Origin of the sequence: Flavobacterium sp., from assembly GCF_027531905.1 — a bacterium.
Taxonomy (GTDB): domain Bacteria; phylum Bacteroidota; class Bacteroidia; order Flavobacteriales; family Flavobacteriaceae; genus Flavobacterium.
Map to the genome: position 1 here is coordinate 72,032 of NZ_JAPZSU010000042.1, position 11,857 is coordinate 83,888.

Here is an 11,857-nt window from a genome sequence, read left to right on the forward strand (position 1 = left end):
AGCTTTTACGCTAAAATTCAAACGGGAGTTCTGTCGCCAAAGAATCAACCGAAATTTTGGTGCTGTCTGGCACTCGCAATTTGATGAATGATTTGGCTTGACCAGTAATGAAGAAAGGTTTCGATTTGTAAATGGAATCCTCTGGCGCAAGTAGCCCTCGTCTGTTCATTAGATTAGTCAGGTACAGCTGTTGTTTTGCGGCATAGTCTTTCAGGTTACCTTCGTCATTGAATTGGTACATAAATTTGCGTGGACTTGGGATGATTCTAGCCAAGTACAAACATTCGTTCAAGTCTAATTCGGCGGGTGTTTTTTGGAAATAAAAACGGCTTGCTTCGCCAATTCCGTATACATCTGGCCCCCATTCGATGATATTGAAATAGACTTCGAGCATGCGCTCTTTGCTTACTACGCGGTTGTTTTCGAGGATGTATACCAATAAAATTTCTTCTAATTTGCGGGACAAGGTTTTTTCGCGGGTCAAGAATACATTTTTGACCAATTGCATACTGATGGTACTCGCGCCACGAGCGAACTTTTTGGTGCGAATGTTTTTGATAATCGATTGTTTGAAAGCTTCGTTGATGAAACCTCTGTGACGAAAAAAAGAAGGGTCCTCGGTAGTGAGCACACATTTTTGTAGATAGGGAGAAATTTGGTCCAAAGGGGTGTAATCTGGATTTTCTGTTCCTACTACAATAGGACGTTGCAATACGTTTTTGATGATAGCTCGATACACGAATTCGCCATTGAGTTTCGTTAAATTGGCTTTGCCGTATTTTGTAATTCGGAGGTTTTCTTTGTTTAATTTGCTGTCAAAAACCAGTTGATACGGTTTGTTTTTATTGAATTTAAAATCCAAGTTGTATTCAAAATTTCCTTGGGCTTCCATCCCTTGGAAGTTGGTAAATAAACCATCAGGAAGGGAAACGATAAAGTCTTGTGCCTTCATTTTTGGAATGCTCACTTGCAGTTTATAGATGGTATCCGATTCGGTTTCGTAAGCCATATACGGATTCAATTTTATTTTATTGAGTTGCAAGGTTGAGCTTTTATCAATAGAAATAAAGTCAGAGCCCAGAAGAAAACGGTAGTCAAAACGCGCTTTTTTGATGACTACATCCTTGTTGGCAATTTTGGGATGATTTACGTGCAAATTGGTTATGGTTGCAAAGCCATCTAAATGGAATTCGCCCATCGTTTTTTCGATGTTGTCAACATTCAAACGAATCGAATCAAAACTCGATTTGAGGTTGTAACGCTCATCTACATAAGGCAAACGAATGGCGCCAGTATCTTTATTGAAAATGCGAATATCGGCTTTTCTGTTTCTTGGGTCGGCCAAGCCTTTCATACTCAGATGTTGTTTGAAAGTACCCGTTTCTACCGAGATTAAGGAGTTGAGTTCTTGATTGTCTAAAGTTAGTTTTTCGATATCGATAATTGCTTTTTTGCCATTATCGTCAATCTTGAAAGCTAATTTTTCGATACTCATGTCCGTTGGAACCAAGTTAAGAAGCCTCGAAATCATTCGGTAAGCGGTCGCAGCATAATCGGTTTTGCTATCGGAGTTTTCTAGATTGAGTTCTTCATCTTTTTTCAAAAAAGCATCAAAATTTTTGACCTTTCCTTTTTTTACCAATTGAATGTATCCTTCTTTTAGTTCCAAAGATTGCAATTGAATGTCTCCTATAAAAAGATTCCAGAAGCTAATACTCGTTTTTAATTTTTTAATATTCAATAGAGTGTCGGCGTTTTTGGGAGCTAAAACCACATCGTATAAATCGACGCCGTTCATACCATCAAAAGAGGCTTTTTTTACAGTAAAGTTACTGTTGTACTGCTGCGTCATTTTGGTCGAAACTTTATCTAACGCTTGGTTTAAAAGCGAGTCTCTAAAAAAGATAAAACCGCCCACCAATAGTAGGAGGACTGCTAAAAGTATTTTGGCTGCCAAAAGCAGTTTTTGTTTGTTTATTCTCATATTTGGGGTTTCACTTGGGTACAAAAGTATCTCATTTTATGTTAAGATAAATTTAAAAATGGTGTGCGGACTTACACAATAATCCAATTGTATATCATTCTCAAAAACATCGTTTATTTGTTCTTCGGGTTCAAAGAAGGATAGTCCAATTTTTAAAGTTTCGGGAGAACATTCGGAGAGAAATTGGTCATAAAACCCTTTGCCATAGCCTACTCGGTTGCCCAATTTGTCATAGGCCAATAAAGGTACAAATACCACTTCTATTTGTTGTGATGGAACTGCAATACCAGAAACGGGTTCTGGAATTTGATAGTCGTTTTTAACGATTTTGGTGTTTTCTGTCAATAAAAAATGCGTCATTTTTCGGGTCTCGAAATCACTTTTCGACAGGATGATTTCTTTGTCTTTTCCAGCTAAAATGTGTAAAAGATATTCGGTATTGATTTCCTTTTGCGGCTCAATAGGTAAAAAGATATGAAAATAGGTTTTGTCCCAAATAGGAAGCGATAAAGCTTGATTGGCGATTTCCAAGCTCATCGATTCTATGTCATTTTCACTAAGTGTTTTTCTGAGTGCTTTGTATTTAAGCCGTAATTCCTTTTTCAACATGCATAGTTGCTTTTAATTGGGCTATAAAAGTAGTCAAATGTTCGACTTCTACATGATCCATAAGCACTATTTTGTAGCATTTGTGTTCAGCGTTGAGTTGTTGGGTGCCAAATCAAATTTTTCTGCTAAAGTATGGTTAATGTTTTTCGCTTTGAGCGTTACGATGTTTATAAAAGGTTTACAGAAATACGGAATGCCCTGAGCATTTTGAGCATGAATGATAATATTACTAATTTTTTCTAGTGCAAAACATTTTTGTTTTTTTCAGTAACCAAGGAAGTAGACAAATGAAAAATGGCATCGCCTTCGTAAACTATAGGCGATTGATTGCTATTGATTACGTACCCATCATTAGGCGCTTTGATTTTGCGTTCAAATTTCCCAAAGGGGTCGGTTATGGTCGCGAGAACAGTTCCTTTTTTTACAAACGTACCTATAGTATTATAGTCGTGAAGCATTCCAGAACATTTGGCTCTAACCCAATTCGATTTTTCGATGTAAATGGTTTTGTTTTCTGGAATTTCGACAGTGTGTTTGGGGTCTAACATATCTAGGTAGGCTAGGACTCGTTTCACACCATTAATCCCTTCATTGGCCACTTCTTTATTAATGTCTAATGATTTTCCACCCTCGAAAAGGAGCATTTTTATATTCATTTTGGTACTCGAGTTTCGGAAAGAACCTCCAATATTTTTGGAATACAAAGTAAACGGCGCATTGAAGGTATCGGCCAATAGTTTTAATTCGGGGTCGTTTTCGGCTAAGCGAATTTGTGGCGCATTGAATCTACTCGCACCTCCTGCGTGAAAATCAATGGCATAATGCACTTCGGGCATAACTTCGTTTAGAATATGAAAGGCAAATCTACTCGCCAAAGACCCTTTTTTGCTTCCTGGAAAAGAACGATTCAAATCACGACCATCAGGAAATTCTCGGGAACGATTCACAAATCCATACATATTAATGATAGGAATGCAAATAATAGTGCCGCGTTTGGGTTTGTTTATTTTTTTGCTAATGAGTTGTCGCACAATTTCGATGCCGTTGATTTCATCTCCGTGAATACCGGCAGAGAAAAGCACAACGGGGCCATCAAGTTTAGACCGACGAACAATAATGGGGATATTGAGTTTTGTAGTCGTGTGAAGTCTCGCCATCTCTACGTTGATGGTTTTGTTTTCTCCTGGTAAAATGCTTTCGCCAAAAATCGTTATTGGTTTTAAACTTCTCATAGCCAACTTTAATTGGCTAAATATAAAAATTATTAAGCATTAAAAGGTTTTATTTTACGAATCGCTTTGCATCATTTTTGTCTTAAGAAAGAAAAAGCCAACGCAGAAGTTTTAGAAAAATAGAATTACTAAATTTGTTCAGAATAACAAGCGATGGCGAATTTTCTAAAACTACAATGACGCAACCTTCAATAGCCCTTCAAATACAAACCCTTCCTGATAATCCAGGAGTGTATCAATATTATGATAAGGAAGGTAAAATTTTATATGTAGGCAAAGCCAAAAACCTAAAAAAAAGGGTGTCCTCTTATTTTAACAAAATTCACGATACGGCCAAAACCAATGTGTTGGTCAAAAAAATTGTGACCATAAAGCACATTGTAGTTCCAACAGAATCCGATGCGTTGTTGTTAGAAAATAATTTAATTAAAACGCTTCAGCCTCGTTATAATGTCTTGCTTCGCGATGACAAAAGTTATCCTTGGTTGTGCATTAAAAAAGAACCTTTTTCACGTATTTTTTCTACTCGTAGAATGATTAAAGACGGTTCTGAATATTTTGGTCCTTACACGAGTTTCAAGACCGTAAATACGATTTTGGAATTAATCAAAGAGTTGTATCCACTCCGCACTTGTAATTTTGATTTGAGCCAAAACAATATCAATAGTGGGAAATTTAAAGTGTGTTTAGAATACCATATCGGCAATTGCAAAGGCCCTTGTGAAGGTCACGAAAGCTTGGAACATTACCAAAAACAAGTAGACGCCATACGCGAAATCCTTAAAGGGAATTTCAAAGAAAGTTTAAAAGACTTTAAACGAATGATGGTCGATTTAGCCAGCGAAATGAAGTTTGAAGAAGCTCAGAAAATAAAGGAAAAAATAGAGGTTTTAGAGAACTATCAATCCCGTTCTACGATTGTCAATCCGAAAATCACGAATATAGATGTGTTTTCGATTGTTTCGGATGAAAGCGCCGCTTTTGTCAATTTCTTGCAAATTTCTCACGGTTCGATTATTCGTTCACACACGATGGAAATCAAGAAGAAGTTAGCAGAAACCGATGAAGAGTTGTTAGAATTAGCGATTGTAGAACTTAGAGAACGCTTTCATTTATTGTCCAGAGAAGTGATTGTTCCTTTCGCTATAGATTTGGGGGAAAACATCAAAATAACAGTGCCTCAATTGGGCGATAAAAAACAGATATTGGATTTGTCTATTCGTAATGCCAAGTTTTATCGCATCGAACAACTCAAACAATTGCAGATTGTAGACCCAGACCGTCACACCAATCGCATTATGGCGCAAATGCAAAAAGACTTGCGATTGCCTGTTGAGCCAAGACATATTGAGTGTTTTGATAATTCAAATATTCAAGGAACGAATCCTGTCTCGGCTTGTGTGGTTTTTAAAGATGGGAAACCTAGCAAGAAAGATTACCGTCATTTTAATATCAAAACTGTCGAAGGACCCGATGATTTTGCTTCGATGACGGAGGTGGTTTACAGAAGATACAAAAGATTGTTGGAAGAAAACGAACCTTTACCACAATTGATAATCATTGATGGGGGAAAAGGACAATTATCTGCTGCTTTAAAAAGTATTGATGAACTTGGATTGAGAGGGAAAATCACCATCATTGGCATCGCCAAACGATTGGAAGAACTCTTTTTTCCCGGAGATTCCATCCCTTTGTATTTGGATAAAAAATCCGAAACACTAAAGGTGATTCAGCAATTGCGAAACGAAGCGCACCGATTCGGAATCACACATCATCGTGACAAACGAAGCAAAGCCGCCTTAAATTCATCGATCGAAAGCATTCCAGGTATAGGAGAAAAAACAATGACTACATTAATTCAACATTTTAAAAGTGTAAAAAGATTGCAATTGGCATCAGAAAAAGAAATTTCTGAGGTTATAGGAGTGTCGAAAGCCAAAAAAATTTCCGACTTTTACAAGACAAAATAACGATGTAATTCTCTCGATTTATGAAGAAACTCTCAATCATTCTTATCGTATTACTTAGTAGTTTCTCATTTTTTGCGCAAAACCCAGACAAAAAACCAAAAATAGGTTTGGTATTAAGTGGTGGTGGCGCGAAAGGGTTTGCGCATATTGGGGTGCTAAAAGTTATTGAGGAAGCAGGAATCAAGATTGATTATATTGGAGGGACCAGTATGGGGGCAGTGATAGGAGGTCTTTATGCCTCGGGCTATACCGCTTCTCAAATAGATTCAATTTTTCATACTACTAACTTTGATGAACTCATCAACGATTACATTCCAAGAGGAACGAAAAATTTCTACGTAAAAAGAAACGATGAGTTGTATGCCATTGTTTTGCCGTTTAATAAATTCAGATTTGGTATTCCTGAGGCGCTTTCTAAAGGGATATACAATTTTAATTTATTGACACGACTCACCCGAAATGTGAAAGATATTAAGGATTTTAATCAACTTCCCATTCCATTTTTCTGTATTGCTACAGATATTGAAAATGGAGAACAAGTATTGCTAAATAAAGGGAATTTAGCGCAAGCTATGCTGGCTAGTTCGGCTTTTCCTTCTTTGTTTTCGCCAGTAGAAATAGACGGAAGAATTTTGATTGATGGAGGTGTTGTAAATAATTATCCAATCAAAGAGGTACAAGATTTGGGAGCCGATATTATCATTGGGGTAGATGTTCAAGACGGATTGAAAGATCGAACGGCCCTAAAAAACGCGACAAAAATTTTGGTTCAGATTAGTAATTTGAACATGATCGAGCGTATGAAGGACAATGTTAAGAAAACAACGATCTACATTAAGCCAGACATCAAAGATTTTAGCGTAGTTTCATTTGATAAAGGCAAAGAAATTATTGTTAAAGGGGAGGAGGCTACTTTTGCAGTTTACGAAAAATTGAAAGCTTTGGCTACTGAAAACCCACCCTATCAAAAGCCAAAAATGAAAGTGAGTTCAGACAGTATTTTTGTCGACGATATTAAAGTAAATGAGCTTGCTAATTTTACCAGCGCTTATGTTAAAGGAAAGCTTCGATTCAAGCCAGGTACAGTAATTACGTATGACAAATTACAAAGTGGAATAAACACCATAAACGCTACGCAAAATTTTAATTCAATTAATTACGCTCTTGAGCCCGGTGGTTACGGAGAAACGTTGGTGTTGAATCTTAAAGAAAATGAAACCAAAACATTGTTGAAATTTGGCCTGCACTATGATGGATTGTACAAAAGCGCTGTTTTGGCTAACATTACCCAGAAAAATCTTTTCTTCAAAAATGATAATGCTTCGTTGGATTTAATTATTGGGGATAATTTACGGTACAATCTAGATTACTATGTAGATAATGGCTTTAATATTAGTTTTGGATTTAAATCTACTTTTAGTCAATTTAATAGAAATGTGTCCAATACGATTCAAACCAATGCAAATGGTGACAGTGATTTATCACTAATAAACATTGATTTCAAAGACTGGAATAATCAAGCCTATTTTCAATCTGTGTTTGTGCAAAAATTCTTAATCGGTGCAGGTCTCGAATACAAGTATTTAAGAATTATTCCCATAACCATTGCTAAAAATACGCCTGATTTAGATAATAGTACTTATTTCAGTGCTTTTGGGTACTTAAAATATGATGCATTTGATAATAAATATTTCCCAACAAAAGGATGGACTTTTACAGGAGATATTCATTCTTATTTAATGTCTTCTAATCAAACCGACAAATTTAATCCTTTCACTATTTTAAAAGCAGATTTTGCCGTCGCATTCAAAGTTCTACCTAAATTAGTTTTTAAATTTCAAACTGATGCTGGAATGGCTATTGGAAAAAAAAGCATTCCTTTTTTTGATTTTGTTCTCGGTGGATATGGTTTTACGCCAGTAAATAACTTTAAACCCTTTTACGGTTATGACTTTTTGAGTATTGGAGGAGATAGTTTTATTAAAACATTAGGGACTTTAGATTATGAATTCTATAAAAAAAATCACTTTAATTTTTCGGCAAATTTTGCCAATGTTGGAGAAGAAATTTTTAGTTCTTTAGATTGGTTTTCTATTCCTAAATATTCAGGATATGCAGTGGGCTATGGCTTAGAAACAATCTTAGGCCCTATTAAGGTTAAGTATTCTTGGTCTCCTGAGGATCCTAAAGGATTTGCGTGGTTCAGTATAGGATATGTTTTTTAATCGTAAATTATATCAAAAAAATTACGACATTTGCTTTTATGAAAACAACATGGCAAGGTTTATTAGATTATCTGCAATTTCTTATTAAGAGAAATCCAGAATGATTGCACTATTTTTTAAGGAATACAATTAGGTTGAATCTAAATTTTTTAAAAAATGCCAATATATCATAAACTAGGAGATTTTCCTCAAAAACGCCACGTACAATTCGAGAAACCTGATGGTGGATTGTATTACGAGCAATTATTCGGTACCGAAGGTTTTCACGGTCATTCGTCACTATTATATCATGTACACAGACCTACTCAGGTCAAAGAAATACTAAATTCTTATTCGGTAGAACCCAAAATTGCTATCGGTAAAAACATCAAATCGTTATTGCTAAAAGGGTTTGAATTGTTACCCGAAAATGATTTCTTAGAAAGTCGCAAACCCATGTTGGTCAATAAAGATTGTACCATTGGTTTGGCCGCTCCAAAAGAATCCTTGCGCTCTTATTTTTATAAAAATGCCGATGCCGATGAAATGATTTTCATCCACAAAGGAAGTGGAACGCTAAGAACGATGATGGGTAACATTCCTTTCGAGTATGGAGATTATCTTATCATCCCTCGTGGAATGATTTATCAAATCGATTTTGATACTACCGAGAATCGCTTGTTTTATGTAGAATCTTTCGCGCCTTTCTATACACCAAAACGATACAAAAACGAATCGGGTCAGCATTTAGAACACGCTCCTTTTTGTGAACGCGATTTCAAATTGCCAACCGAATTAGAAACGCACGACGAAAAAGGCGATTTCTTAATCAAAATCAAAAAAGAAGGGATGATGCACGAAGTGGTTTATGCCACGCATCCTTTCGACGTTATTGGTTGGGACGGCTATAACTTTCCTTATGGCTTTAGCATTCACAACTTCGAGCCTATAACTGGTCGTGTGCACCAACCGCCACCAGTACACCAAACTTTCGAGACGGCTACTTTTGTAGTGTGTTCTTTCGTGCCTCGTTTGTACGATTACCATCCAAAATCTATTCCTGCGCCTTACAATCACAGCAACATCGATAGCGATGAGGTTCTGTATTACGTAGATGGCGATTTTATGAGTCGTAATAATATCGAACAAGGTCATATCACTTTGCATCCAAAAGGCATTCCTCACGGACCAGCGCCAGGAGCTATGGAGCGAAGCATCGGTCAAACCATCACACAAGAATTAGCCGTTATGGTCGATACGTTTCGCCCTTTAATGGTTACCGAAGAAGCAATGGGTCTTGATGACGGACAGTACTACAAATCTTGGGTGGAAGCCCCCTAGCCCCCAATGGGGGAATGTCATAAAGTTAAGGAATAAATGCAAAAAGGATTAACGATTTTTGATTGCTGATATATAAAACACAGAAAATCGTATGATTTTATTCATTCGCTCCAAAATCTAAAATCAAGAACCGTTAATCTTCAATCTAAAATCTCTTAACTTAATGACATTGCCCAAAGGGGGATAATATCAATTATTCCAAAATAAAATTTTTAAATCAATTTAACTATAAATCCTATTTACCCCTAATAGGAATTCCCCCTTTGGGGGTTAGGGGGCTTAATTATGGCAAAAGAAGTACAATCAGTAGAATACGGACTAGAAAAAATATTTGAAGGAGCACAAGATTTCCTTCCTTTAATGGGAACCGACTACGTAGAATTTTATGTGGGTAACGCCAAACAAGCGGCTCATTTTTATAAAACCGCTTTCGGATTTCAATCGCACGCGTATTGCGGTTTAGAAACAGGTTCAAGAGACAAAGTTTCTTATGTGTTAAAACAAGACAAAATCCGTTTGGTCTTGACCACTGCTTTAACTAGCGAATCTCCAATTGGAGAACACGTAAAAAAACACGGTGACGGAGTTAAAATCGTCGCGCTTTGGGTAGAAGATGCTCGTAAATCTTTTGAAGAAACCACCAAACGTGGCGCAAAAGTCTATATGGAACCTACGGTTGAGAAAGACGAATTCGGAGAAGTAGTTCGCGCTGGAATCTATACTTATGGCGAGACCGTTCATATGTTTGTAGAGCGTAAAAATTACACTGGTGCTTTTCTTCCAGGTTTTGTAGAATGGAAATCGGATTATAACCCAACTTCTGTTGGACTAAAATACATCGACCATATGGTAGGAAATGTGGGTTGGAACCAAATGAATGTTTGGGTAAATTGGTACGAAGAAGTGATGGGATTTGTGAATTTCCTTTCTTTTGATGACAAACAAATCCATACCGAGTATTCTGCTTTGATGAGTAAAGTAATGAGTAATGGTAACGGAAGAATTAAATTCCCAATCAACGAACCGGCCAAAGGAAACAAGCGTTCACAAATAGAAGAGTATTTAGATTTTTATGAAGGAGCAGGTGTGCAGCACATTGCCATTGCTACTGATGATATTATTACCACTGTTACTGAACTTAGAGCTCGTGGTGTAGAATTTTTATCAGCGCCACCTCATGCGTATTACCAAGCCATTCCAGAACGTTTGGGCGAACACATGAGCATGATGAAAGAAGATTTAGCGGTTATCGAAAAGCTAGCCATTATGGTGGATGCTGATGAAGATGGGTATTTATTACAAATCTTTACCAAACCTGTTGAAGACCGTCCTACTTTGTTTTTTGAAATTATTCAGCGAATGGGTGCCAAAGGATTTGGTGCAGGTAACTTTAAAGCTTTATTCGAATCCATCGAAAGAGAGCAACAATTGCGAGGAACGCTGTAAAAATCCATTTTTTTTGCATAATCAAAAAAAATAACCAAAACAAAAGCTAATTTTTTGCAAATGTTGTGTTAAACTCAATTTTTAGCCCAAAAAATATGGATTTGTGTTTTATCTTTGTACTCACAAATGAAAGGGGTGGTTTCCTTTCATGGGTATTATAAATTTCATAATTTATAGTTTTTTGGTTAGTTAATAGCATAAAAACTCAGTCATTAATTTGACTGGGTTTTTTTGTTTTAATACATTTGGAATCATTTTTGCCAAGAGAATCTCTATAAAGCTCAAAATTTAACGAATGAGAAAACTACTATTACTCTTTTTGTTGGTCATTACAGTCAGCTTCGATTCTCAGGATTCATCTGCTTTCGATTCGGGGGAATGGTTCAAATTCAGGATACATTATGGTTTTATAAACGCCGGGTTTGCCACATTAGAAGTCAAAGATGCGGTAATTAATCAAAAATCCGTTTACCATGTTGTGGGTAAAGGATATACTACTGGGATGTCTCGTTTCTTTTTTAAAGTGGATGATTTATACGAAAGCTATTTCGATAAAACGACTGGATATCCCTACCAATTTGTTCGAAAAATAGACGAAGGCGGGTATACCAAAAATCAAGAAGGTTTTTTTAATCAAGCTACCAATAAAATTGTGGTGAAAGATTATAAAAATAAAAATGAAAAAACATTTTCTTTTCCCAGAGGCACTCAAGACATCGTTTCTACTTTTTATTATCTCAGAAATTATCCTACTATCGACAAATTGAAAGTAGGGGAGTCTGTGGCGATTGATATGTTTTTTGACGATGAAACTACAAAGTTTAAGTTAAAATTCTTAGGTCGTGAAGATATTACAACTAAATTTGGCGTGATTTCAGCGATGATATTTCGCCCCTTGGTGCAATCTGGCCGTGTCTTTAAAGAGAAAGAGAGTTTGACGGTTTGGATTTCAAATGATGAAAACAAAATCCCTTTACGAATTAAAGCCGAGTTAGCTGTTGGTGCTATAAAAGCCGATTTAGATGCCTATAAAGGACTAAAACATCCGTTTAAGATAAAAGTAAATTAAAA

At 36.3% G+C, this 11,857-nt stretch carries 8 protein-coding genes; 5 read left to right on the forward strand and 3 right to left on the reverse strand.

The genetic code is table 11. The features are described from left to right. Nucleotides 1–10: 10 nt before the first annotated feature. The 3 genes from O9307_RS11230 to O9307_RS11240 form a co-directional block, all read right to left on the reverse strand. Nucleotides 11–1,984 (reverse strand): biosynthetic peptidoglycan transglycosylase, encoded by a 1,974-nt coding sequence (locus O9307_RS11230; protein ID WP_298299189.1) that lies wholly within the window; start codon nt 1,982–1,984, stop codon nt 11–13. Between the two features lie 36 nt (nt 1,985–2,020). Continuing rightward, nucleotides 2,021–2,593 carry a 5-formyltetrahydrofolate cyclo-ligase gene (locus tag O9307_RS11235; RefSeq protein ID WP_298299191.1) on the reverse strand — a complete coding sequence of 191 codons (573 nt, stop codon included), beginning with the start codon at nt 2,591–2,593 and terminating at the stop codon, nt 2,021–2,023. Between the two features lie 239 nt (nt 2,594–2,832). Then, entirely contained in the window at nt 2,833–3,825 is a 993-nt protein-coding gene (locus O9307_RS11240; RefSeq protein WP_298299194.1) for a succinylglutamate desuccinylase/aspartoacylase family protein, read from the reverse strand. Between the two features lie 176 nt (nt 3,826–4,001). Between O9307_RS11240 and uvrC the strand changes: the two genes are divergently transcribed. The 5 genes from uvrC (at nt 4,002) to O9307_RS11265 (ending at nt 11,855) form a co-directional block, all read left to right on the forward strand. Beyond that, entirely contained in the window at nt 4,002–5,795 is a 1,794-nt protein-coding gene (gene uvrC / locus O9307_RS11245; RefSeq protein ID WP_298299243.1) for an excinuclease ABC subunit UvrC, read from the forward strand. A gap of 20 nt (nt 5,796–5,815) precedes the next feature. Beyond that, the gene (locus O9307_RS11250; RefSeq protein ID WP_298299196.1) at nt 5,816–8,020 is read left to right on the forward strand and encodes a patatin-like phospholipase family protein; all 2,205 of its coding nucleotides are present in this window, start codon (nt 5,816–5,818) and stop codon (nt 8,018–8,020) included. A 156-nt stretch (nt 8,021–8,176) separates the two neighbouring features. Further along, the gene (locus tag O9307_RS11255; protein WP_298299198.1) at nt 8,177–9,340 is read left to right on the forward strand and encodes a homogentisate 1,2-dioxygenase; all 1,164 of its coding nucleotides are present in this window, start codon (nt 8,177–8,179) and stop codon (nt 9,338–9,340) included. A gap of 285 nt (nt 9,341–9,625) precedes the next feature. Further along, nucleotides 9,626–10,786, forward strand: a complete 1,161-nt coding sequence (gene hppD, locus O9307_RS11260) for a 4-hydroxyphenylpyruvate dioxygenase (protein ID WP_298299201.1) — start codon at nt 9,626–9,628, stop codon at nt 10,784–10,786. A gap of 295 nt (nt 10,787–11,081) precedes the next feature. Next, nucleotides 11,082–11,855, forward strand: a complete 774-nt coding sequence (locus O9307_RS11265; RefSeq protein ID WP_298299203.1) for a DUF3108 domain-containing protein — start codon at nt 11,082–11,084, stop codon at nt 11,853–11,855. Nucleotides 11,856–11,857 lie beyond the last annotated feature (2 nt).